Annotated in this window: 24 protein-coding genes; 3 read left to right on the forward strand and 21 right to left on the reverse strand. The window is 56.8% G+C overall.

Going from position 1 to position 24,258, the window contains the following annotated elements; all coding sequences use genetic code 11:
• Nucleotides 1-2: 2 nt before the first annotated feature.
• The 3 genes from KGZ66_09870 to KGZ66_09880 form a co-directional block, all read right to left on the reverse strand.
• Nucleotides 3-1,739, reverse strand: a complete 1,737-nt coding sequence (locus KGZ66_09870) for a hypothetical protein (GenBank protein MBS3985887.1) — start codon at nt 1,737-1,739, stop codon at nt 3-5.
• Entirely contained in the window at nt 1,733-3,790 is a 2,058-nt protein-coding gene (locus KGZ66_09875) for an MMPL family transporter (protein ID MBS3985888.1), read from the reverse strand. The genes KGZ66_09870 and KGZ66_09875 overlap by 7 nt, the downstream gene beginning before the upstream one ends.
• 82 nt (nt 3,791-3,872) lie before the next feature.
• A complete protein-coding gene (locus KGZ66_09880; protein ID MBS3985889.1) occupies nt 3,873-4,466 on the reverse strand; it encodes a TetR/AcrR family transcriptional regulator in 594 nt (197 codons plus the stop codon).
• Between the two features lie 592 nt (nt 4,467-5,058).
• Between KGZ66_09880 and KGZ66_09885 the strand changes: the two genes are divergently transcribed.
• Genes KGZ66_09885 through KGZ66_09895 form a run of 3 tightly spaced genes read left to right on the forward strand, consistent with a single transcriptional unit; the run spans nt 5,059 to nt 7,707 of the window.
• Complete coding sequence (locus KGZ66_09885) at nt 5,059-5,973, forward strand: ATP-binding cassette domain-containing protein (protein ID MBS3985890.1); 915 nt, start codon at nt 5,059-5,061, stop codon at nt 5,971-5,973.
• Nucleotides 5,960-7,156, forward strand: a complete 1,197-nt coding sequence (locus KGZ66_09890) for an ABC transporter permease (GenBank protein ID MBS3985891.1) — start codon at nt 5,960-5,962, stop codon at nt 7,154-7,156. The genes KGZ66_09885 and KGZ66_09890 overlap by 14 nt, the downstream gene beginning before the upstream one ends.
• Before the next feature lie 23 nt (nt 7,157-7,179).
• Nucleotides 7,180-7,707 carry a cob(I)yrinic acid a,c-diamide adenosyltransferase gene (locus KGZ66_09895; GenBank protein MBS3985892.1) on the forward strand — a complete coding sequence of 176 codons (528 nt, stop codon included), beginning with the start codon at nt 7,180-7,182 and terminating at the stop codon, nt 7,705-7,707.
• On the opposite strand, the gene KGZ66_09900 is transcribed toward KGZ66_09895, so the two are convergent.
• The 18 genes from KGZ66_09900 to KGZ66_09985 all read right to left on the reverse strand — a co-directional run bounded on the left by KGZ66_09900 (nt 7,689) and on the right by KGZ66_09985 (nt 24,250).
• Nucleotides 7,689-9,389, reverse strand: a complete 1,701-nt coding sequence (locus tag KGZ66_09900; GenBank protein ID MBS3985893.1) for an Rne/Rng family ribonuclease — start codon at nt 9,387-9,389, stop codon at nt 7,689-7,691. The genes KGZ66_09895 and KGZ66_09900 overlap by 19 nt on opposite strands.
• Before the next feature lie 4 nt (nt 9,390-9,393).
• On the reverse strand, nt 9,394-10,065 hold the full coding sequence (locus KGZ66_09905) for a TIGR03936 family radical SAM-associated protein (GenBank protein ID MBS3985894.1): 672 nt from the start codon (nt 10,063-10,065) through the stop codon (nt 9,394-9,396).
• A complete protein-coding gene (locus KGZ66_09910) occupies nt 10,062-11,891 on the reverse strand; it encodes a TIGR03960 family B12-binding radical SAM protein (GenBank protein MBS3985895.1) in 1,830 nt (609 codons plus the stop codon). Before KGZ66_09910 ends, KGZ66_09905 begins: the two co-directional genes overlap by 4 nt.
• 140 nt (nt 11,892-12,031) lie before the next feature.
• Nucleotides 12,032-12,892, reverse strand: coding sequence for a hypothetical protein (locus KGZ66_09915; protein MBS3985896.1), 861 nt, complete (start codon nt 12,890-12,892; stop codon nt 12,032-12,034).
• Nucleotides 12,893-12,948: 56 nt separating this feature from the next.
• Nucleotides 12,949-13,563: a M23 family metallopeptidase gene (locus KGZ66_09920; protein ID MBS3985897.1), complete on the reverse strand. Its 615-nt coding sequence runs from the start codon at nt 13,561-13,563 to the stop codon at nt 12,949-12,951.
• A gap of 62 nt (nt 13,564-13,625) precedes the next feature.
• On the reverse strand, nt 13,626-14,726 hold the full coding sequence (gene rodA / locus KGZ66_09925) for a rod shape-determining protein RodA (GenBank protein MBS3985898.1): 1,101 nt from the start codon (nt 14,724-14,726) through the stop codon (nt 13,626-13,628).
• A 2-nt stretch (nt 14,727-14,728) separates the two neighbouring features.
• The gene (locus tag KGZ66_09930) at nt 14,729-15,007 is read right to left on the reverse strand and encodes a cell division topological specificity factor MinE (GenBank protein MBS3985899.1); all 279 of its coding nucleotides are present in this window, start codon (nt 15,005-15,007) and stop codon (nt 14,729-14,731) included.
• 17 nt (nt 15,008-15,024) lie between these two features.
• Nucleotides 15,025-15,816: a septum site-determining protein MinD gene (gene minD, locus KGZ66_09935; GenBank protein MBS3985900.1), complete on the reverse strand. Its 792-nt coding sequence runs from the start codon at nt 15,814-15,816 to the stop codon at nt 15,025-15,027.
• Between the two features lie 77 nt (nt 15,817-15,893).
• The gene (locus KGZ66_09940; protein ID MBS3985901.1) at nt 15,894-17,915 is read right to left on the reverse strand and encodes a hypothetical protein; all 2,022 of its coding nucleotides are present in this window, start codon (nt 17,913-17,915) and stop codon (nt 15,894-15,896) included.
• A complete protein-coding gene (gene mreD / locus KGZ66_09945; protein ID MBS3985902.1) occupies nt 17,915-18,412 on the reverse strand; it encodes a rod shape-determining protein MreD in 498 nt (165 codons plus the stop codon). The genes KGZ66_09940 and mreD overlap by 1 nt, the downstream gene beginning before the upstream one ends.
• A complete protein-coding gene (mreC, locus tag KGZ66_09950) occupies nt 18,409-19,242 on the reverse strand; it encodes a rod shape-determining protein MreC (GenBank protein ID MBS3985903.1) in 834 nt (277 codons plus the stop codon). The genes mreD and mreC overlap by 4 nt, the downstream gene beginning before the upstream one ends.
• Before the next feature lie 20 nt (nt 19,243-19,262).
• Nucleotides 19,263-20,291 (reverse strand): rod shape-determining protein, encoded by a 1,029-nt coding sequence (locus KGZ66_09955; GenBank protein MBS3985904.1) that lies wholly within the window; start codon nt 20,289-20,291, stop codon nt 19,263-19,265.
• Between the two features lie 17 nt (nt 20,292-20,308).
• Nucleotides 20,309-20,914 (reverse strand): DNA repair protein RadC, encoded by a 606-nt coding sequence (gene radC, locus KGZ66_09960; protein ID MBS3985905.1) that lies wholly within the window; start codon nt 20,912-20,914, stop codon nt 20,309-20,311.
• Nucleotides 20,915-20,979: 65 nt separating this feature from the next.
• The gene (gene maf / locus KGZ66_09965; protein MBS3985906.1) at nt 20,980-21,567 is read right to left on the reverse strand and encodes a septum formation protein Maf; all 588 of its coding nucleotides are present in this window, start codon (nt 21,565-21,567) and stop codon (nt 20,980-20,982) included.
• Nucleotides 21,568-21,570: 3 nt separating this feature from the next.
• Nucleotides 21,571-21,822, reverse strand: a complete 252-nt coding sequence (locus tag KGZ66_09970; protein ID MBS3985907.1) for a hypothetical protein — start codon at nt 21,820-21,822, stop codon at nt 21,571-21,573.
• The gene (locus KGZ66_09975; GenBank protein ID MBS3985908.1) at nt 21,812-22,351 is read right to left on the reverse strand and encodes a Gx transporter family protein; all 540 of its coding nucleotides are present in this window, start codon (nt 22,349-22,351) and stop codon (nt 21,812-21,814) included. Before KGZ66_09975 ends, KGZ66_09970 begins: the two co-directional genes overlap by 11 nt.
• A gap of 5 nt (nt 22,352-22,356) precedes the next feature.
• A complete protein-coding gene (locus KGZ66_09980; protein MBS3985909.1) occupies nt 22,357-23,391 on the reverse strand; it encodes an FAD:protein FMN transferase in 1,035 nt (344 codons plus the stop codon).
• A 49-nt stretch (nt 23,392-23,440) separates the two neighbouring features.
• Nucleotides 23,441-24,250, reverse strand: a complete 810-nt coding sequence (locus KGZ66_09985) for an RnfABCDGE type electron transport complex subunit B (protein MBS3985910.1) — start codon at nt 24,248-24,250, stop codon at nt 23,441-23,443.
• Between the last annotated feature and the right edge of the window lie 8 nt (nt 24,251-24,258).

Genomic DNA, 24,258 nt, shown 5'->3' on the forward strand with positions numbered 1-24,258 from the left:
CTTTAGCGCGTCGATTCTCGCCCAAACAACCAGACACGGCGCACGAGTTCAACAATTCTCTCCCACAGCGTTGTGGTGACTTCCGGTGCGGGAGGGGTTGCCGCGCGGCGTTCAGTTTCGAGCGGCGGAGTAAAAAACACAAATTGTACTGAGCGGGCATTTGCGCGCTTAGGGTCGACAAACGAGATTACTGCTTCGTCCTGACCGTCTCCCAACAACTCACTCATCTCACTGCGCGCGTCACGCACGCCGCTAAGCATTTGGCGTTGTCCTGCAACCAGTTGCCCGATACGCTGCGGCAAAGTGCCCGTGGCAGCGTACAAAGAGCTGATGCCGTCACGCAGGACAGGGATTCCGGCTAGCAAACTTCTTCCCGAGCGAGCAATCTCGCCCCCACCCGACGCTATCTCTGTAGCTGATGTAGCCGCTCGCCCGAGGCCTTGCCTAAAGGCCTCTTTTTCCTGCGCGAGCGTAGCCTGGCCGGCTACAAGCTCTGCCATGCCTGCGTTTGCTTGGGAGAGACCCCGCTCTAGCTCCTGTGCGGCAGCGAGTTGCTGCATCGTCGCTTGGGCCAGCAGTCTGACAGCTGGGTCAGGGCTTGCTAACAGCGAATTTGCCAGCTCGCGCACACCGCTTTGTTCTGCCGCCAGCTGGCTCAAACCGCTGCCAACAGCCGTGTACGCGTCTTGCAGAGCCGTCAAGTGCACTAGAACCTGTTGATCTGCCTGCTGCAACTTCTGTTCTCCGGCCGCGAGTGCCTCTAGCCCCGCTGCAAAATCGCTTACGCCGACCGCATACGCCGCTAATGCCGCAGCAAACTGAGCTGCTCCGTTACTGAGAGGCACAAGCGAGGAGTCTATCTCTCCCACTCCGGTATGCAACTCGCTTAGTCCGCCTTGCAGGGCCGAACTCCCGGCGACCATCTCCGCCAAACCGTAGGTCAGACCGCTGAAGGCAGATTCAAGATTGTCGCGCCAGGCGCCCTGGGGGGCAGCCGCGCGAAACGCCATGATTTCCAGGCGAGGAAGAGCGAAATCGCTTATGTCCGCTTCGATGACTTGCAGATGACTTTCTCCCGGTTGCACGGCAAACCCAAGCGTCAGTCGATTCCCCACCAAAAGCTCCGTTACTCCCGGCGCATGGACGGCAGCTACCCTATCTACAACCATTGGCACCGTCACTTGCACGGTGTAGCGGCCAGCAAAGTGCGAAGGGGCTGCCGGGTTCGGGCGCACGTCGATAGTCATGCGCAGCCTGCCGCTTGCGCCGAGCAGTTGCTCTGCTGTCACTTCTTCCCCGTTAAGGTGGTACCTAATGGCAAACAACCAGGGCGTAGCGACGTTTTCGAGCCTTCCTTGGTAACGAAACACGGCGGGCTCCTCCGTCCCGGCGGCAATTTCTACCCGCCCGTTATGGACGACAATCTCGCGCTCGTCGCTTAGGTTTTGCACGGCGCTAAAGTTACCGTAGTCGGTAAGCGGCCCTGTCGGTCGGCGAAAAGTGTTGACGACATAGACTTCGCGCACCGCACCGTCGTGACCTAGGGTTACGTAGACCGTCTCATCCTTAGGCGATGCCGTAGTCCCTGCGACCAATGCGCCGCGGGGGACTGCGCTTTGCGCCTGCATACTGGCGGCGGTAGAGGCCAGTACTACGGCTAGCAGCCCTAATAACACTGCACCGAGGCGCCTCCGCCACGCACCTTTTTGCTTTAGGTTTCTCTGCACTCGCGTTAACATGCCTTCGCCCGCCTTTCGTTTATGAACCCGGGATTTATGGTAGTCGCCTGAATCAGCCTGTCGCTGACCATTAAGATCTGAGGCAAAAAGACTAGCACTAGAGTGCCAGACAACACGGCACCCCGCCCGATAAGCATCCCAAGAGCAGCGATAGCCGGCACGCCCGAGACAAAACCAAGCGTAAAGCCTGCTGCGGCGAGAATCCCCGCCGATGTAACAATCGCGCTGAGGGAAAGCTGTACGGCTCTCGCAGCAGAGGCACCCACTCCCATGTCGCGCCTAGACTCCATGTAGCGCCCCGTCAGAAGAATTGCATAGTCAATCGTCGCCCCAAGCTGCACGGCGCTCACAATCATGTAGCCGATAAAGACAAGCGGCGAGCCCGTAAAGTACGGTATGGCCATGTTGAGCCAAATGGCAGCCTGTATAGTCAGCACTAAGATAAACGGCAGGCTTAGGGAACGAAACGACAAAGCGATAACGGCCCCCACGGCTAGGATGGCGACTAAGTTTGTAATTCTAAAATCCTCTTCTACCACCGCGCGTATGTCGCTGACAGCCGGGGTTGAGCCAAGCAGCCATGCTCTGTCGCCGTAGTGCTCACTGGCGACGCGGCGGATGCCGGCAAGTGCACTCTCTGCGGCTAGGCTTTCTACGGCGGTGTCGAGAGTGAGCACTATCCGCGAGTATTCCTGGCCGACAAACTCGTCAACTACAGCCTGCGGCAACATGGCGCGCGGCACTGAGGCATCGGCTAACGTAGTTAACCCCTCTACCGCACGCACATCGGGCAGAGCACGCAAGGCATTAACCATGGAGATTTCACGCGGTATGTCGCCTTCAGGGAACATAAGCGCTATCGGGTTGTGCCAGCCAAACTGCGGATGGCGAGCGGCAACTGCGGCGGGAGTCCCTTCGCCATAGAGAAAATGATTGGCATCCTGCGCCACTATAGCTAGCGGCAGCAGAATGAGCACAAGCGGAAGAATAAGGCGCATCCTAACTATCCGACGTGCGACGGTACCTGACGCAGAGAGGAGCGGCTTGTGGTGCGTGCGTTCAATCCAGGCCGCAAAGTATATTACTAAAGCAGGGAGAAGCGTAAGCACGGTGATTAGGCTAAGCCCCACGCCCTTGGCCAGCACTAATCCTAAGTCCGGTCCAAGGCCATATCGCATAAACATCAGCGCGACGAAGCCTGCGATAGTTGTCAGAGAGCTCGCGAGGACTGTGATGAATGAGCCGCTTAAAGCGGCGCTCATTGCGGATTCCACAGTAAGCCCGCGGCTCCGCTCTTCGCTAAAGCGGTGCAAGAGAAAGATGGCATAATCCATAGTGACCGCAAACTGAAGGAGGCTAGCCGTTGTATGCGTGATAAAGGAAACCGACCCAAGAAAGGCGTTAGTCCCCATGTTAATTAAGATAGACACGCCAATGACGAAGCAGAATAGAAGCGGCTCGATCCATGAACTTGTGGCGAAGAACAGAATAGCCAAGAAGACTGGCAATACCAGCGCAACGATAGTCGCAATCTCCGAGGTAGCGGTGCGGCGCAAGTTCAGAGCATCAACGGCCGGTCCCCGCACCAAGATTTCGCCCCCGTTAAGCGCGCGCAAAGCATCAACTGCGTCTCCGGTAGCAGGCGCGTGGTCACCTTCCGCAAAGCTAACGCTAAAACGCAATACACCATCGGCAAAGTACGGTGCCACGTCGGCGGGCGACAGCATGGCCAAGGGCTGGGTTGTGTCGGCGATGTCGCCGAGCCAGACAACGGTGCGCACGCCGTCAATGGCGCCTATAGCATCGCGGAGACGCTTTGCGGCCACAATGTCGAGACCACTAACTAAGACCTCGGCCGAGCCATGCAGTCCAAACTCTCGCTCCATTACCGCAATGGCTCGGCGCGTGGGCATGTCGGCAGGCAGATAGGCGGTTTGATCGTAGTTAATGACTACCTGCGGCAGCAGCATCAGCGCTGCGAGTGTGGCAAGGGCAAAGACACCGACAACCAGCTTGCGGCCCGCCACGATGGACTCAGACAATCGTTTCACATGCTTCCCCCTATAATAGTGAACGTTGGTTCACTTTTAGTTCAATAAGATACATAGCCAAGAGCTATGTTCTTACGTGCGCTTATTGTTGCTCTGTCAACCTTTTCTCAAGGTCGTCAAAGAAGAACACTAACATGCGGCTGATAAGTTCGTGCAAGCGCTTAGGCTCCTGCACGGAACGCAGTAGGGCGACCATGCCTGCAAAGAAACCTGCCGCAATTAAGCCCAGCAGCGTGTCATCGGCGTTGATGCCCTCGCGCGCGAGTTCTGTCCGCATGCGTTCGTGAATCATCGCGGTTACGGTGGGGAAAAAATCCTCGTGCTTAGAACCGACGCTCTTCTCGTGGATAATGGCGAGTTGGCGGCCGTGTGTGGCATACACCTCCATGATTCCCGCCGCAAGATGCCGGGCTAAGCTGCGTATACCCCTAGTTTGATGGCCACTGCAAAAGCTCGCCGCATCGGCCATCAGAGCGGCAATGCGCTCGTAGCTCGCGCGGACTATCGTATCAAAGATGTCGTCCTTGCTGGCAAAGTACCGATAGAGGTTCCCAGTAGAGACCCCTGCCCGCTCTGCTATGCGGCGCACTTGCGCCCCTAGGTACCCGTACTCCTCAAACTCGTCAAGAGCCGCAGCTAATATCCGCGCGCGCACTTCCTCTTTTTGGTATTGCATTAGCGAACCTCGATTCACTTTTGTCTAGTATAGCCCTTTGCGCAGCAAGGCGTCAAGATAGCAGGCCGTCTACTCCCCCACCCGCAGGATATGCCCACGCCGTGGGCTACGGCCGCTGAAGTACATTGGTATCCCTGCCCAATAACCACCGTAGTCCTATAGTTGCAGTCCTGACCCATAGACCAATACGCCACCAAGGATACATTACGTTGAGCGCCATCGCGAAGCCCACAGAAAACGCAGACTGAGCTGCCCACTCAGCTGGAACGATCGCACGGTATCGCACTAATTTGACTATTACTTCGGCTAGGGTGCCTAATGCCACTCCTAAAATAAATACCGTTTCAAGCAACACGCTCACTGTACATTTACCTCCTAGCTTCTTACGCCCGACCATCTCCTCAGTGACTTGGGCGAAAAAGTACTCTCTTGCATTTTCGACAAGGTTTAACAAGTTCCTGCTGTATTACCTGGATGTCGCACTCCTCCGTCCCAAAACGACACTCCTCCGTCCCCAACCCTCGGAACTCCGCGCTCGCTCTTGCGTAATAGAATGTGGTGTGCTAAACAAGGTGAGAAGGGACTGATGCGCTTGAACGAACTGCTAAGCGTAAAGGGTATCAATAAGACCTTTGGCGCGACGAAGGCTGTGCGCGACCTCTCTTTTGCGGTGCGGGAGGGGGAAATATTCGGCTTGCTCGGGCCTAACGGCGCGGGCAAATCAACTACGATTAGGTGCATTCTCGGCATCATTCTGCCGGACGGCGGCGAGATTAGTTTCAGCTTTGCCGAGAAGGGCACCTCACGCCGACACATTGGCTATCTCCCGGAAGAGCGCGGCCTCTACAAGGATGTGCCGGTGCTTGACATTATCCTGTACTTAGCAAGCCTCAAGAACTATCCTCTCGACAAAGCCAAACAGCGCGCAGAAGTGCTGTTAGAGAGGTTTGGCTTATCAAAGAAGGGCAAGGCCAAAGTAGAAGAGCTCTCCAAGGGTATGGCGCAGAAAGTGCAGTTTATCGCTTCGATTATTCACGAGCCAAAGCTGTTAATCCTTGATGAGCCGTTCTCGGGCTTAGACCCCGTAAGCCAGGACGTGCTTAAGGCGGAGGTGCGTGCCTTAGCCGCGCAGGGAACGGCAATCCTCTTATCGGCACATCAAATGCACCTTGTAGAAGAGCTATGCGACCGCATCTCGCTCATTAACCAAGGGCAACAGGCTGTGTATGGCCGTATGAGTGAGATTAAAGCGCGCTATGCCGAGCAAAAGTGCATTATCCACGGCGACAACTCGCGCGTGAACTTCGAGCGACTACCGGGAGTCCGGCGCGTAGAGCGCGATACCGCCAGGACGACGCTGTACTTGCAGGGGGGCTTAGACGTACCAGACCTGCTTAAGGCGTTGCCAGTGGGTACAGAGATTTCGGAGATGCGTATAGAGCGCATTTCGCTGCACGATATCTTCGTTAACGTAGCCCAAGGAGGTGCCGCACATGTGGCGCGATAGCCTAAAAGTCGCTCGTTGGGAAGCTCTCAAGATGCTAAAAAATCCGTCGTTTATAATTTCGATTCTGCTGACACCTATCATCATGCTTGTGTTTGGTGGCATCCCGGCCTTGTTAGAAAGGATTGATGCGGAGCAGCCGTTCCGTCTGTTTGTCATTGATCAACTCGGCGTCTATAGTACGCTTAGGGAAATGAGCCCGCCTGATCTAAACATTGAGCTAGTTCGCTATGACGGTAGTGTAGCAACATTGACGGAGGAAGTTCGCGGTGCGAGCACACAGGGATTTGTCGTGCTCGACCAGGCAGCGCTAGCCGCACGCACGGCCACAATAACCCTCGGCGGCGACGGTACGCCGCCTCTACATGGCTTTTCTCTCTTGCTATCGTCGGTGCTGCGCTTTCACGCCTTGCAGGCACATGGCGTATCGAACGAGGTGATGAGTTTGGCACTCGCTCCCTTTCACGTCGCCACAGCCTCACTCACGCAGCAGGCTGATCCGTATGCACGTATTGTTCCTCTTATATTTGGAGGACTCATCCTCATGACCATTTTTATCACAGGCATCATGACGCTCCAGAGCGCGGTAACGGAGAAAAAGGACCGCATGGCCGAAGTCTTGCTTTCGTCGGTGACTCCGGACAATCTCATGCAGGGGAAGATTCTCGGCAACTGCGTGCTAGGCATAGTACAAGTTACCGCGTGGTTAGTTTTTGGCATCGCAGCCGCTCATTTCTTCTATGATATTCCGGTGCTCCGCTACCTAGCGACACCTAATCTGCCACTAATAATCTTCTTCGCCCTAGGAGGCTATGTTCTCTCGGCCTCTGTGCTGGTGGCGATGGGAGCAACTATCGAGGATATGGCCACCGCTACGAACTTTCAGAGCATGGTGTTTCTATTGCCGATGTTGCCGGTGCTGTTCATTGGCCCTGTTATCGCTAACCCGAATGGTTTGGTGGCGGCAATAGGCTCTTACTTCCCCTTCGCCGCGCCCGGAGTTATGGTGATGCGCTTAGCGCTCTCTACTACCCTGACGGCGATAGACATTGCGCTGCCCGCCCTCGCCATGTTAGTTTTGACTGGACTAATGATGAAACTCGCAGGCAAAGTGTTTCGCGTCGCCATGCTAATGTACGGCAAAAATCCAACGTCTGCCGAAATGTGGCGTTGGATAAGGCAATAAAGGCAAGGAGGGTAACGATTACTATGAAGATCTACACTAAGACCGGCGATAAAGGCGACACCAGCCTCTATGACGGGACGCGCGTGGCGAAAGACGACGTGCGGGTCGAGAGCTACGGCACTATAGATGAACTGACCTCTGTCATTGGCCTAGCCAAGACCTTTGTCGAAGATGAACAAATACAGCGCTTGCTCCATGCTTGGCAGAAAGACCTCTTTCGCGTAGCGGGAGAACTGGCGACAACCGATGCCTCAAAGTTCCCGCATAGAATTAGCGAGGCGGAAACCGCCTCGCTCGAAGTCGCCATTGACGAATACATCGCCCGCATGCCGCAGGTCGACAAGTTTATCGTGCCGGGCAACACGCAAGCATCGGCAGCGCTACACGTCGCCCGCACGGTCTGCCGCCGCGCGGAAAGGCGCATCCTCACACTTAGTCGCCATACGGCCGTGAGTGCCGAGTTAATCAAATACGTGAACAGGCTGTCGGATGCCCTCTACGCCGTAGCGCGCTTCTTAGAAGGACAGCAAATTTACGTCGATTGGAAATAAAGCTTGGCCTTGGCAAAGGTGCGGTGTACCTTAGTGACTTCGAAGGTTGCTTTTTGGCCGACGAGTGTCCCTGCTTGTTCGACCTGAATCACATAGCCTTCAACCCGCGCAACGCCGTCTTGCGGGCGGGTGTTGTGTGCGCTGTCGATTAGCAGGGTATGGATCTCCCCCACACTCACAGGAATGGCGGCACGCTCTACCTCCAGAACTGAGCCGGACAGGGTAATTTTGTACTCGTCCGGCTTCATCTGTATAGAGCCCCGGATAAAAATACGCTTGCCGCTTTCTTTTTCCAGCCGCTCAAGGTTGGCGGCGTTCACGCCAATGAGGTTACCGGCAGTCATCGGGTGCACCTGCACGAGGACGGCCGGCTCCTCGGACGTCTCCAGGAAGCGCTTAAGCTCGCCTTCTATGCGGCTACCCGCTACGTCCTCCGCCAACACGCGACCGCTGCCGTCACAACACGGGCACGGCCTAAGCAGCGAATCAGCCAGCCCCAGCCGGGCTTTCTGGCGCGTCATCTCGACCAGACCAAGCTGTGTTAAGCCCAGTATGGAAGACTTCACTTTATCGCCGGCGGCCGCCTCACCGAGGGCGGCTAATACCTTCTTCTGGTGTTCCGCGCTCTCCATGTCGATAAAGTCAATTATAATGATGCCGCCAATGTTGCGCAGCCTAAGTTGCCTCGCAATCTCACGTGCTGCTTCTAGGTTTGTCTTTAGTACTGTGTCGGCTAAGTTAGTCGAGCCCACAAACTTTCCGGTATTGACGTCAACAGAGGTAAGAGCTTCGGTTTGGTCAATCACAATATAGCCGCCGCACTTTAGCCATACCTTCTTCTCAACTATCTTATCGATTTGTGGTTCAATGCCAAAGACTTCAAAGACAGGCCGATTCTGCTGGAAGAGAAACACGCGGTCTTTAAGCTGCGGCAAAGTGTCCTCAAGGAGACCGAGCACTACTTCATACGCTTGTGCATTGTCGACGACGACGCGTGCTACGTCGTGGTCAAACGAGTCGCGCACAATACGGTAGAGCAAATCGAAGTCTTTGTGTAGAAGAGACGGTGCCTTGGCAGTTTTGCCGCGCGTGCGGATGCGCTTCCACAGCCTAGCTAAGGCGTCTATATCTTTCTTTAGTTCTTCGCCTTCCACACCTTCGGCCATGGTGCGCACAATTAGCCCCGTGCCTGCGGGCTTATGTTCGTGGGCAAGCTTGCGCAGGCGGTCGCGTTCGTCACCCTCGGCAATGCGGCGCGATATACCTACGTAGTCGACAGTGGGCATAAAAACGAGGAACCGGCCGGGAATAGTGATGTGACGTGTAACCCTTGCACCTTTTGTGCCGAAGGGCTCTTTTGCTACCTGCACGATAATTGATTGCCCCGGCTTTAGAACGTCCTTAATTGTCGTCTTGTTGTTGATCTTCTCGGGAAGTTCGTCAACCCCGACGACGTTTTCCAACGCGTCATCGACATAGAGAAAAGCATTCTTAGGCAAACCCACGTCGATAAACGCGGCCTGCATCCCGGGGAGTATGTTCGAGACCTTGCCCTTGTAGATATTACCGACTAGGCGCTGCTCGCTCTGGTTTTCCAGGTAGAGCTCCACCAGTTCGCCGTTCTCTAGTACTGCGACGCGTGTGTCCCTAGGCCCGCAGTTGATGATGATGTCTTTAGACATTTGCTCACCCCTTCCCATCTAGTCGGAGCACTAGCGGCGCGACTAGCTGCTCAGTGTAGAGCTCTCGCCGCACAATTGCATCTGTTTTCCATGTCTCCTGACCCGGAGCCAGAATGTGCAGCAGTTCCTCCGGGCGAAGGACTGCCGGCTCGGCCATGCTCAACACGCAGTTAAGGCCGAGGTCGGTGCGAGTAAGACGGCGTACCAAACCCTTAGCGTCGACTGTGCGGCTCCCCCGCTTTGTTTCTTTGACGAAGGGCACAGCAGTCTTGGCAGAGAACTCCCAAACCGCACTTTCTAGCGTATCTTTGCTGACGCTAAGTTCAATTGTGTACTCCGCCCATTTTACTAGTGCTGCTAGAGCGGGCGTCCGCTCGGGGACTGCCCGCAGACCCACAAGCTTGAGCACTTCGCTGCCTGTAGAGCTGCGCAAGGCGTTGGCGATATCCTCTAGAGGCATGGCCACGGCCAGCGTTACATCAAGGTAGTCGGCCTCACTGCCGAAACCTAACGGGAGCGGAGCACCTAGTGACAGCAGCGGATGCGGGTTAAAGCCACGGCTGTAGGCCAAGGGAAGAGAGGCGCGACGCAACAGGCGGGTAAAGGCGCGCTGGGCATCAAGATGAGAGATATAGGACAACTCAGTCGCACGCGCAAACTTAAGCCATACTCTCATTGCGCGCGCTCCCGTTCCGTGTGCGTTCTCACCTGTAGCGTCGGGCACACTCCACAAACCGTGCAGCTCGCGCGGGCGCAATCTACGGTATGACTAAGCGTCAGCGCGTGTTCACGCTCCTGCCAGAGAAACGACCGCTCCACCCCTGCATGGAGGCGCTCCCACGGGAACAGCTCGCCTGCGCCGCGTTCGCGGTTAGCATAAAAGCAAGGGTCCACTCCCGCTTCCGCAAAGGCGTCCATCCACAGGTCGAACCTAAAGTGTTCACTCCAACCATCTAGCTTGCACCCGCGGCGATATGCGTCTATGATGACCGCCCCAAGCCGCCTGTCCCCGCGGCTGAAAATCGCTTCGAGAAAGCTCGTGTCAGGGTCATGGTAGTTAAAGGTCACGCGCCTTTGCGCGCGCAGCCTATCGCGCAGGTAGCGCTGCCGTGCCTCAAGTTCGTACATCGAACACTGTGCTTCCCACTGGAAGGGCGTATGAGGCTTGGGCACAAACGATGAAACACTGACGGTAAGGGGTAAAATCCTTGCCGCCTTAAGGATAAGCTCGACCATTTCCGCGAGGTCTTGTTCCGTCTCGGTGGGCAAGCCAATCATAAAGTAGAGCTTGATGCTCTTAAACCCAAGATTAGCCGCGGCCCGACAAGCGGCGAGCAGGTCTTCTTCTGTTACCTGTTTGTTTATGCAGTCGCGCAGGCGCTGTGAACCGGCTTCCGGAGCTAGGGTTAGCCCGGACTTCTTGCGTTTCGCGACTTGACTGGCTAGATCTACGGAAAAGCTGTCCACCCGCAGGGACGGAAGGGAAAGGTTTACGCCGTGGCAGTCCATCCTCTTCACCAGTTCGGGGAGCAAGACCTGTATATTGCTGTAATCCATAGTGGAGAGCGAGGTTAAGGATACTTCCTCGTAGCCGGTGCTTCTTACGGCTAAGTCTGCAGCCGTACTGATGTCCACACTCGCAAACTCGCGCACGGGGCGATAGAGCATGCCTGCCTGACAAAAGCGGCAGCCCCGTGTGCAGCCGCGAAAAAGCTCCAGCATAATCCTATCGTGTACTATATCGGCAAACGGCACTACGGGAGACGTCACTAGGTACTCCGGCTTAAGCTCCTGCTGTACGCGCTTGTGTACGCGTGGCTTGGCGACAGCGTCTGTGGGTAGGAGGCTCGCGAATGTCCCGTCGTCATGGTAGGCGGCACGGTACAGGCTAGGCACATACACTCCGGGCACATCTGCCAAAAGGCGCAGGGTTTCCTGCCGACTAAGACTGCGCTTTTTCCTTATGCGCAGCACTTCTACTATATCAAGAATGACTTCTTCTCCCTCGCCTAAAGCGAAAGCATCAAACATGTCCGCGACAGGCTCGGCGTTAAACGCACAGGGACCTCCACCGATAATGAGCGGATGATGTTCGGCGCGCTCGCGGTTAGTTAAAGGGATACCTCCGAGGTCAAGCATCCACAAGATAGTGGTGTAACTAAGCTCATACTGCAGGGTGAACCCAATTGCGTCAAACTCCGTCAATGGGCTGTAGTTTTCGAGTGAATACAGCTTAACTCCGCGCGAAAACATCAGCTCGCCCATATCTGCATGCGGCGCGCACACGCGTTCTGCGGCGACATCAGGCAGGGCGTTGACGATTTGGTAAAGAATCTTAAGCCCTAAGTGGCTCATCCCTACTTCATATGTATCGGGGAAGGCTAGAGCCAGGCGCAAGCCTACTGCGGCAGGGTCCTTGCGCACCGCATTGACTTCGCCCCCGATGTAGCGAGCGGGCTTGTCCACGTGTGGCAATAGATCACGAATGTGCTGTGGAATCATGAGGCCTCCTGAATTTCGATATGCGTTGGAGTTATTATATCACGACGTAGAGGGATGTCGCGTAGGGACGGAGGAGTGCATGCCTTCCCTCTCGTCGCACCTTGGGCTCGTGTGAAGCAAAAGGCTCCGTCCCTTTTGCTTCAGCTGGTCGCTTGTCGCTGGTGGGGTGGCGTGTGTGAAGCAAAAGGCTCCGTCCCTTTTGCTTCGGCTTCGGCGAAGGTTATTGTTGAGCCGTGGGTTACTAGCGCGGCGAAAAGGGCTTCTTCGGTTATGGTGGCGACTGCGCCTCCCTGATGCACGACTTGAAATAAGTGGTAGCATCCCGGCACCATGTCTTTAAGGGCCTTAGTTACCTGGGTCTCGGGCAAGACCACGATTAATCTCCCGACTAACGAGCCAGCTGCGGCAAGCTCTCCCTGCTTGCCCCCGACATAGCTCATAAACAAGTAGGGCATCATTTTCTTCTCTTGTGCTACCGCATAGACCAGAAAAACCGCCAACACTACCGCATTCACGCTCGCCATGCCGTAGATGTTGAGCAGGATAACCGCTCCAAGCAGCCCAAAAGCGGCCGCGTCCATAAAACGCACTAGGCTACCCCCGCCGGCGCTAAGTCCTAGCCGCTTTACTACCTCGCTTCTGATTACCCTACCGCCGTCAAGCGGCAATATGGGCAGCAAGTTGACGGCTAAGAGCAGTAGATTTACCTCTAACAGCTTATCCCCTAGCATACCATCCCCTAGCAGGAGCCCTACTACGCAGAGGACTAGGCTGTTGGCCGGACCGGCAAGCGCGATGATAGCTTCGGTCTTTGGCTCGGTACCTAGCCAGCGCCCAAGCTTAGCCACGCTGCCAAAGGGCATCAGCACAACTTCCTCCACGCTCGTACGGCAGTTTGCGGCGGCCAAGATGTGACCTAGCTCGTGAAAGCAAACGGAAACAACCAACACGACGGTGTAAACCCAGTCGCCAAGTGTAGCCGAAACAAAGAGCCACAACAAAAAAAGGTAGTGAACCTTGAGGCTCACTCCGAGAACTTGGCCCAGATACATCGGCGTTAGGGTGAACGCACGCGTGTAGTGGGGTCAACTAGCCTGTTCGCGAGGCTAAGGGCAAAAAAGAGGCGCTCGCTTGGGCCTACTCTGCCCAACACATGGCCTACTTCGACTCTGTCGCCTTGACTCACCAATAGCTCCCCTAGGCCCCTGTACACAGTGCGCATGCCGCTGCCGTGATCAAGCGTCACTTGTCCTAGCTGCTCATCAACTTCAGCAACAGCGCCCGCCAGCACGGCCTGCACAGCGGCGCCGCGCGCACTCGCGAGGTACACCCCGCCCTCCGCGGCGGTGTAAGACGCATGCGCTACGGGCCAAGCGAAGGTCAATGAGTCCTGCCGGCCGGTAAGTGCTACCCACACCGGCACAACAGCCTCCTCGCGCGGCTGCCAATCTAGCCACCCAGACCAAGGGGTCCCTGCCGCCGCCCCGGGGACGAAGACAAACCGGAGGTACTCGCGCAGTTCCGCAAATTGCGAGCCTAACCACGTCATCACTACAAACAGAGCCGCCAAAACTCCGCGCGTGACCCACAGCGTGAGCGCGCGTCGAGCTTCGCCCCGCTTCTGTCGCCAGGGCTTACGCGGTCGCCCTTTCTTCCACCACTGCCTAGCCACACGGTCACCTCCCGGAGCATCATTAATGTATACTCCGCTCTCCGGTGAACTATGTCCGAGTCCTAGAACAAGATTTTCCTGTGGCGCATACCTACGTTTAAGACTAAGCCGATGCCCAGCGATAGCGCTAGGTACGAACTGCCGCCATAACTTAATAAAGGCAACGGCAAGCCTGTCACCGGCATCATGCCTACAGTCATGCCGGTATTGACGATTAACTGAAAAGCAATCCAGCTGGCGACGCCAACCGCAATGTAGCGCCCGCAGTCGTCTTTAGCTATCGCGGCAATCTGGATACAGCGATACACGACAAAGAACATGGCCAGCACCACGCCTACCGCTCCTAGAAAGCCAAGTTCCTCTCCGATAACCGAAAAAATAAAGTCGGTATGCTGCTCCGGCAGGAAGTTGAGTTCGCTTTGCGGTCCTCTAAAGAAGCCGCGTCCGAGAAACATACCGGAACCGACGGCGATTATCGATTGTGAGAGATGATAACCTATCCCCATGCGGTCAAGCGACGGGTCAAGGAAAACCAAGAGGCGCGCTCGCTGGTAAGCTTTGAGGCCAAAGGACCACACTACAGGCGCAACCGCTATCGCTCCGGCTCCCAAGAACAATATGAGCTGCCGGGGGATCTCCGCCGCATACAGCACAGCAGCTAGCACACCGAGAAAGACCAACCCCGTGCCAAGATCCGGCTGCGCAATGATTAGGAGCATAGGCACCGCCACATGCAAGAGCACCAGTGCCAGTCTAACGAAGGTGTCTACCCGGCGGAGTTTTTCGACGTGCGTAGCCAAGGTGACGATTACCGCGATTTTGGCAAACTCGGACGGCTGCAGAGTAAATGCGCCGAGGTCAATCCAGCGCTGTGCACCACCACCCTCTACGCCTACTGCCAGAACCCCAAGCAGCAGACCAAGATTAAGCACATAGATGGGGATAGCCAAGTTAGCAAAGAACCGATAGTCAAACAGGAGCGCAACCAAAAGGACTGCCTGTCCGATTACTACCCACTGCAACTGCTTCGTCCAAAAGAATGCCGGATCACCTAGCTCGTTGTTCTGCGACGCACTGGCAATCATCAAGACGCCAAACAGCGACAGCCCAAGATACGCCAAATACAGCGACCAGTCTACTGTGCGGAGTAGTTTTCTATCCACCATTAGCTCTCGTCGCCTCGCTCGCCTGTTGTCACGTGGTTAGTTACACGCGTCGCCTCACGCAAAATGGGCAAACGCACAGTGAGTATAACCTCGCCATCCTTGTACTCCACCGCTCTGGCGATATCGCTCTCCGCCAAATCCACATGAGCGCGCGCCACCCGCACGAGAGATTCCGTCAAGGCATCAAGGCATTCCTGCGAAACAGGAGAACGGTCTTGCACCAAGACCTTACGCAGGCGGTCGCGCCCTACCAGGATACTGCGGCTTCCGCTACTCATGGCTCTCCCTCCTGTACCTACGCTTCACCCAAAAACTTCTGCAGGAACCCAAGCATGCCGCGCCGCTCCGCGGTGAGCCGCAGGGGCACCGCTTCCCCTAACATGCGGCGGGCCATGTCGCGGTAGCTCTGTCCTGCCTTGCTCTCCGGCAACAACACGCAAGGCTGCCCCTTATTGGTGGCGACAATGGTAACTTCGTCCTCTTGTACAATGCCCAACAAATCTAACCCAAGGAAGCCAAGTACGTCGCTCTGGCTCAACATATCTCCGCGGCGCACCAAATCAAGCCGCAACCGATTTAGCACTAGTTTAGGCGACTTAATGCCTTTGCTGCGAATCAGTCCTACTACCTTATCGGCATCGCGTACGGCGGGTAGCTCAGGTGTGGTCACAATGATGGCGTCCTCCGCTCCGGCGGCGGCGAGGTGAAAGCCGTGGTCAATGCCCGCAGGCGAGTCAATCAGTACGAAATCGAACTGCTTGGCTAAGTCCTCCATCACACGCTTCATGTCGCGTTCGGTAGCACGTGAGCTAGGCTGCCCCGCTGCGGGCAACAGACTCATGTTGGCAAAGCGTTTGTCTCGCACCAACGCCTTGTCTAGCTTGACGCGCTTCTCCAACACGTCAGTCAGGTGATAGACAATGCGATTTTCGAGGCCAAGAAACAGGTCTAAGTTGCGCAGCCCGGTATCACCATCTACCAAAGCCACGCTCTTACCTAGGTGCGCAAGCGCTGCCCCAAGATTTGCGGTGGTCGTAGTCTTGCCGACGCCACCCTTCCCGGAAGTTACGACATAAACTTTGCCCAAGCGCCTCCCCTCCTTTAGGGAAACATTCTAGGCTAACTTTCGCTGTCAAGGCAGTGAATTCCTCCTGCCCAAACATATTACTGGTTTGCCCGCTCTGCCCTGAGGTTAAAGTACGTGTCGAGCACATGGCGGGCGATAGGCGCAGCCGCGAGGCTTCCGCCCCGGCCGTGACGCACAAACACTGAGACTACAATTTCCGGCTCGCGTGTGACTGGGTCTGCCCCCCAACCGGTAAACCAGCCGTGGGATGGCAGCTGGACCCGACCCCGGTAGACTTCGGCCGTACCAGTTTTGCCAGCGGCAAAATAGGTCGCGCCGCGAAACGCACCCACGGCTGTCCCGCTGTTAAGCCCTAGTCCTCCCACTTGGGTCACTTGCCGCAGCCCTTCCTGAATCCTAGAGAGCTCCGCCGCACTGACTATGCCGCTTGGGTTATCAGGCGTACGCACCAAGGAAGCAAGTCGCCTCGGTTGCGTCTGGCTGACAACCTCGCCAAAGGGACTTACCACTCTGTCGACAATAAAGTTCTCGTAGCGATGCCCCGTGGCCAGCATAGCCATCATATTGGCCATCTGCAAGGGAGTATAGGTCTGAATACCTTGGCCGATGGTGATGTCGGCCACTTCGCCGGGGTACGGGTTTGCTGGGCGTGGCTCGCCGGTTCTGCGGATGACGGCGCGAAAGGTTTCGCTGGTAGGCAGCACCCCGGTCTGGCCGCCGAACCCGAATAGCTCGGTTTGCAGCGGAGTAGGTGCGCCTAGTCCCAACACTGCTGCCACATTGGCAAAGGCATCGAGGACGGTAGCGTTGCCGAGCTGCCTAATCAGTTGCAGACCTATCTGGTAGTAGTAAATGTTGCAGGATACACGCATCGCCGTGACGTCGTCAACGCTGCCATGCGCGGTGCGATAGTGCTCAATCCAGCACGGTTTGCCCCGCTCTCCCAGCCAACCATCCATTAGGCGTCCGGTACACACAACGCGCGGCATTGCCCTCTGCGCGCCATGCTGTAACCCGGCAATCTCCGTGACCGGCTTAAAGATAGAGCCCGGGACAAACGCCGCAAATGTCTTGTTATCTAGCGGACGACTAGGGTCGGCGGCGAGCACCCCGAAGTTCTTCGCAAGCTCCGCAGGAGAAAAGGCTGGGTGACTCACCATAGCTAGCACCGCACCCGTGCGGGGGTCGATAGCCACAACCGCTGCCTCGCGTGCCACCAAATCCAAATCGTTCCCGACGACCCCTGCGGCACGCGCCGCCACACGCACGCGCTCTAGGTGCCCCGGTAGCCAAGCTTCAATCTGCTGCTGCAAGGCCGCGTCTAAGGTGAGGTGCAAGTTATTGCCGGGGATAGGCTCTTGCACACCTACCTCCCTGACGGGGCGACTCAGGTGGTCGACTTCCACGAGCTGAAAGCCGTCCACGCCTCTTAGCGAAAGGTGGCGCGGGGCGAACTCATGTGACTGCTCTAAACCCCACCTTCCGACTACGCTGTCGAGCCGGTAGCGGCTAAATCCGATTCGCTCGTTTTCCGCCCTTATCTGTGCTGCATTAAGGAGGATACGTCCCATACCGCCTAAGACATGCGCGGCACTTTGACCAAACGGATAGCTCCTCACCGGTTGCACTTCCACAATAACCCCGGGTAGTTCCATGCGACGTTCCTCAATCTGTATGAGCCTGGCGTCGCCAAAGGTGAGAGGTTCATCGATCAGCCGGACGGGACGCCACCGGCGAAAACGCGCCGCCTGCAGGCGCCGCCTAAACTCAGTCACCGAGACTTGCTCCGGTTGTTCACCCAAGGGGTCAAGTATGGTGACTAGGCGCGCCAGAATATCGTCTAGTTCCGGGCTGCGGGTATGATGCATTGAGACAAAGTACCCCGGTTGGTTTGCAGCCAAGATTACTCCATGTGCATCGACAATTTTGCCGCGAGGAGCTTCCTGCACAACCTCCCGTAAGCGATTGTTGTCCGCGTCCCTCCGGTAATCGGCCCCATGCACAATCTGGATGTAAGCTAAGCGAAAAATGACTACGCTGATGGCCACAACTACTGCCATAGTCATTCCGTTTAAGCGCTTGTGAAAGAAACTCTCCACTAGATCACCTCACGCTTGCGGCGCGGTAAAATCCTAAAAAGCCAGAAGATAAGAACAGGCATAAACGCTCCGTTCACTAACACCGTCGGGACAAAGGCGCGGTAAAACGCGCCGCCCCACCAAACTCCAAACGCATGGCGGGACAACAGAAGAACGAGGAGCTCGAACCCCACTATCGAGATGAAGCCTACCGCGACCGTAACTAGCAGCTCGTCGCGGAAAAACTGCCTTTCTACTTGACCTGCCAGGTAGCCGATAACCACTAACGGAATTGCCGTAAGCCCGAAGGCACCTGCGAAAAGCGCATCGGCCAAAAGACCCGCCGCAAGACCGATAGTCATGCCGGTGGTCGTCCCGTAATGCAGTGCAGTCCCGGCGACTAAAGCTACCAATAGATTAAGCCTGCCGCCAAAGAGGGCTAAGCTCGGCATAAGGGCGCCATGCAAGATGACGCAGGCTCCGGTAAGGACGCCTAGTATTAGCGTGGCGCGGCTCACGGCTGCCCTCGCCGCACTACGAGTACTTCCTCTAGCCGGCCAAAGTCTACCGCCGGTTCAATGCGGGCTTGCTTTAGCAGACCGTCGGCGCTGACGACAATTTCGCTCACCACGCCGATGACGAAAGCATGGTCACGGGGAAACACGTCGCCTAACCGGCTGGTGAGCACTAGGTCGCCCTCAGCAATAGGAAAGTCCCACGGTAAGCGGGCAATTCTAACCATGCCCAACACAGCGCTGTCCCCTTCTGCTATGGCACCGTCTCGCCCGTTTTGCACTACTGCGGCTACCGCACTCCGCGGGTCAGTGATTAGCAGCACCCGCGCAGACATGCTAAAGACCTCGATTATTCGTCCCACGGCTCCGCGGTGGGTGACTACTGCGTCACCCGCCTGCAAACCATGCGCCAACCCGCGGTCAATAACTACTTCGTGGTGCCAAGTAGTTATGCCGCGGGAGATGACGCGCGCCATAACAAGGTCAAGCGCTACCTGTTGCTCGCGATACCCGAGTAAAGCCCGCACTCGCTCTAGTTCGAGCTTTGCTTCCACCAAGTTTTGATACTTAAAGTCGAGCTCCGCTAGCTCGCGGCGTAACCGCTCATTGTCACGTCGCAGCGTACCTAGCTCCCGCACAGATTCCGCCGTTTCGCGACCAAATGACACAACGGCGGCGATGGCGCGGGAGATAGGAGCACCTACGCGGTGAAGTGCGCGCTCTACCCAGGTCACGCCAACTACTTCCCTCGCCGAGAAGCTAAGCAGCACTAGGAGCACGAACACAGCAAGCAACAAGGTGATAAAGGAGCGATTTCTACCTAAAAACCCCATCCCCACCACCTCCGCTTGTTCTATCTTCGCCTAGGCGACGCGTCTAACCTGCGCAGCAAATCGATGTGTTCGAAGGTGCGCCCGGCACCCTGTACAACCGATGTCAAAGGGTCGTCCGCTATGACCGTCGGCATGCTTGTCTCTTCTGCGATTAGCTTGTCTAAGCCTCGCAACAATGAGCCGCCGCCGGTCAGAACGATGCCGCGGTCAAAGACATCGGCCGCTAACTCCGGCGGAGTGCGCTCGAGCGTTGCTTTAACCGCTTCCACTATCGCTCGCACGGGCTCCGCTAAGGCTTGGCGCACTTCGGTGCCTGTCAGTTTAAGCGTCTTTGGGAGACCGCTGACTAGGTCGCGGCCGCGCACGTCCATTTCTTCTTCCGGCAGAGCGTAAGCTGAGCCGATGGCAATCTTGACATCCTCGGCAGTGCGTTCACCGATAAGTAAATTATAATGTTTCTTGACATAACCAACAATGGCTTCGTCCATTTCGTCGCCGCCGACGCGGATAGACTTGTGCGTCACAATGCCACCGAGGCTGATAATAGCAACTTCCGTGGTTCCGCCGCCGATATCGACAATCATGTTGCCAATCGGCTCCGTCACCGGCAGCCCCGCCCCGATAGCCGCGGCCATGGGCTCTTCAATCGTGTAGGCCTCACGCGCTCCGGCCGAGAGCGCCGCGTCTTTCACCGCCCTCTTCTCAACCTCAGTCACGCCCGCCGGCACGCACACTACCACGCGCGGACGCAGGAAACTTGAGCCCGGCAAAGCGCGTTTGATGAAGGCCTTAAGCATTTTTTGTGTTACGTCAAAGTCGGCAATCACTCCGTCGCGCAAGGGGCGGACGGCGATTATGTGCCCGGGGGTACGGCCAATCATAGCCTTCGCTGCGTCGCCGACTTCCAGCACTTCGTGGTTGTCGCGCTGGATGGCTACTACGGACGGTTCCCGCAGCACGATGCCCTTACCCTTAACAAAGACCAAGGTGTTTGCCGTGCCGAGGTCAATGCCCATGTCGCGGGTAAAGTAGCGAGTAAGAAAGTTCATTTAACGCTTCGACTCCTTTACATGAGGCCCTTTTCCTTAAAACTTAGTATAACCCCGTCGCCAAAAATAACGTGGTCCAAGACGTCGATGCCTAGCAACCGACCTGCTTCCGTGAGGCGGCGCGTCACTTCCATGTCCTCGCGCGACGGCGTGCAATCCCCGCTTGGGTGATTGTGGGCGATAATCAGAGCTGCGGCGCTACGCTTGATGGCTGCGCGAAAGACTTCTCGCGGGTGCACAATAGAGGAGTTTAGGCTGCCGACGGAGACTTCCTCGATGCCGAGGCAGTGATTCTTGGTGTTAAGCAAGACGGTAAAGAAATGCTCGCGCTCTTCATGGCGCAGCCGCTCCAAGAGGAGACTTCGCACATCCTCGGGTGAACGAATGGAGCGAGGCGGGGCGCCTTGTACAGATAAGCGCCGCGACAGCTCGACCATGGCCAAAATTTGCACCGCTTTGGCGGGACCGATACCCTTTATTTCACAGAGCTCATCACTGGTGAGCCGTGTGAGACTGCTGATATCCCCCGCCTTTGCCAGCACCTTGCCGGCAAGCTCGAGTACGCTTTCCCCTCTTTGACCTGACGTACCCATTAAGATAGCTAACAGCTCGGCGTTTGACATGTGATGCGCGCCGCGGTTTAGCAGCCTCTCCCGCGGCCTTTCGCGTTCCGGCAACGCACGAATCGTCACCTACTCGCCCCCATTCCCATAAGGTCAACGCCGAGCTCCTGTAGCATTTCGTAGAGGAGCGACAGCGGCAACCCTACAACATTGCTGTAGCAGCCGGCGATGCCGCGCACAAACACTGCCGCCGCGCCTTGTATGGCGTAGCCCCCGGCTTTGTCTAGAGGCTCGCCGGTGGCCACATAGTTGCGAATCTCAGCAGGCGAAAGCGCTCTAAAGTCTACACGTGTAGTGGCGTGGCGCACTATGCAACGCTCGGCGCTCCGGAGGACGGCGACGCCCGTTACTACTTCGTGAGACTCCCCGGAAAGGAGCCCTAGCATCCAAGCGGCATGCTCCGGCGTTTCGGGCTTGCCAAGCAAGCGGCCGTGCAGGTGCACGACCGTATCGGCAGCGATGCAGACGCCCGCGCTAGGCAGTGGCAAGGCCCCTAACGCCTTCATTTCGGCATACTCACGCGCGCAAGCTACGGGGTCGCCAGACAACTCTGTGCCCTCGACAAACGAGGATGACACGACAACAGGCTCTACGCCGATTTGCCTAAGCAGTAGAAGCCGCCTAGGTGAAGCGGAGGCCAAGAAGATGGTCATGCGTTAGAGGGCACGGTAGGCCAAGTAGGCGAGCATCAGTCCGAAGACCATCGCGACCGACACCTGCAGGGTAACCCCAAAGACAAGCGTCAGGGGGCCGAGTGTCAAGGTGAGGGGCGGATAGAGACCGTAGGTCGGACTCGATAAGGCGAGGAACGGCAGTACGGGAGTAGCCAGTTCGCCTAGGAGGCCACCCAGGAAAAGACCTACGATGAGGAACACCAAGAGCATCCAAGTATTGCGCTTAGACTTCACGCGGCCCACCCTTTCGCATGTTACTTTGGGCAAGATAGCGACCTAACAGTGCACCTATTACACCTACAAAATACCCGGTGGGAATCGCCATCAACATCAGGTAAGGCAGGTGCACAAAGAGACCGAAATGACGCGCCAAAAGCGACGCGACTGTCAGCTGAGCGAGGTTGTGGAGAAGCGCTCCAAGCAGACTAAGTCCTACCGCGCTGAGCCGACTACCAAAAATCAGATAAGCAAGCCCCATTCCGGCTGCGCTGACTACCGCACCGCTTAGGCTCAGGAAGAAACCCAAAGTGAGAAAAGTGCCACCGAGCAGGCTGCCCAGTAGCGCACGCAAAACCGCTACTACCAGTGCGTCGCGCAAGCCGTAGCGCATAACTACTGCTACCGTTACTACGTTCGCTAATCCCAGCTTGGCACCTGGTCCTAGCGTGACAATTAGGGGATTTGGCATCGCGCCTTCTACCGCGTGCAGCGCCGCAGCTCCTGCCACAAGTAACGCCAAGCGCACCATCCTGTTTGCCTGCATGTCGGTTACCTACCCGTAAGCTCAGTTATGGCTGACATGCCTTGTGACATCACCACGGTGCCGTCTTCTGTTACCAGTAGTCCCATTACACCGGGAAAAGACTCAATCAGAGCTATTCCCTGCTCGACATTTAGCACCATGGCTGCCGTAGCTATCGCATCGGCTAGCGCGGCCTCCGGGGCTACAATCGTTGCACTAGCGATACCGCGCACTGTCATCCCGGTGCGCGGGTCTACGATATGCGTGTAACGTACGCCGTCTTGGATAAAGTAGCGCTCGTAATCGCCCGAGGTCAGGACAGCGCCGCCATAGGTAGAAACGACGGCGATTAACGCGTCCGGTTGTGTCGGATGCTGCACGCCGATTCTCACGGCACGCGGCTTCTCCCAAATAAACTGCCCCGGGAAGCCACCTAGAACGCGCACGTCTCCGCCGGCTTCGACAAAAGCATTGGTGATGCCGCGCTGTGCCAGAAACAGAATGGCTTGGTCGACAATATAGCCTTTGGCGACGCCGCCAAGGTCAAGCTGAGTGTTGGGGTGAGTTAGCCGTACGGTGCGCTGCGACACGTCCATCTCTACGTGTTCAAAACCTACCCCGGGCAAAGCCTCTGCCAAGGCTGCAGGCGTTGGCACGGCACGCGCGTCAGTGCCAAACCCCCACGCTCGCATCAGTGCGCCGATGGTTACATCAAAGGCACCCTGACTGCGTTCGTAAACTTGCTTAGCCCGCTCCAGCACGGCGATAGTCTCGTCACTAACCACGCGCGGTGCGGTGGCTGCGGTGTTAAGCTTGTCCACGTCACTCCCCGCCGCATGAGCCGACAGAACGCTCTCTAAGCGTGCCATTTCCTTGACCGTGGCGTCTATTATATCATCCAGAGCAGCCTGCGATTGGCGCCCGTGCACTACGAGCCGCACAAAGGTATCCATAAGCAGCACTTCTCGCTCTGCGCGCCGCACTATAACCCTAGTTTGTCCGACCCAGGCGACAGCTACCAAAAGTATAGCCAGGGCCAGCACTACAGCGATATTCTTCATTCATCCTCCTAGAGAGAGGGCCGAGCACGCGGCCCGGCCAATTCGGTGACTAAAGTCCGGAGTGGATTGTCTTAGTTGGGCACTTTTCTACACAACGACCGCAGTTAATGCATTTCTCGTAGTCGATTTCCGCTAGGAAATTGTTCATGGTAATGGCATCTACCGGGCATACTTTCACGCACTGTGAGCAGGCAATGCACCCGACGGAACAGACTTTGCGCACTACCGCCCCCTTGTCGTGCGAACGACAGCGAATATGCACGTGCTTCCCACTTGGCCGTAGGCTGAAAATGTCTTTGGGACATCCCGCCACACACAAGCCACACGCGGTGCACTTCTCCGTATTCACTACCGGGATACGGTTATCATCCATGGTAATGGCGCCAAACTTACATAACTTGACACAAGTGCCGTAGCCCACACAGCCATACTGGCAGGCTTTATCTCCGCCGGAGAGAGCAACGACCGCCACGCAATCCTGTATGCCCTCGTAGTTAAAGCGCGTAGGGGCCTCGGCACACCCGCCATCGCAGTAGGGTGTAGCTACGAGACGGTCGGCTGTGAGCTTAGCTTCGATTCCCATTAGGCGCCCCAAGTTACTCAGCAAGTCGTTGCCGCCGACAGGACACTTGTCAATCGCGACTAATCGCTTGGAAACAGCTCCGGCGTACCCTGCACAGCCCGGATAGCCGCAGGCGCCGCAGTTAGCACCGGGCAGCACCGCCAACACCTCTGTGTACAGCGGGTCGGCCTGCACGGCGAACTTCTTGGCGGCTATGGCCAGACCTGCGCCAAAAAGCAGCCCTAGCGCACCTAACGAACCAAGTGCGAGCAAAACGGAACGTAGATCTATCTGCATGGCCCGGC

This window comes from Selenomonadales bacterium (genome assembly GCA_018335585.1).
GTDB lineage: Bacteria > Bacillota > UBA994 > UBA994 > UBA994 > UBA994.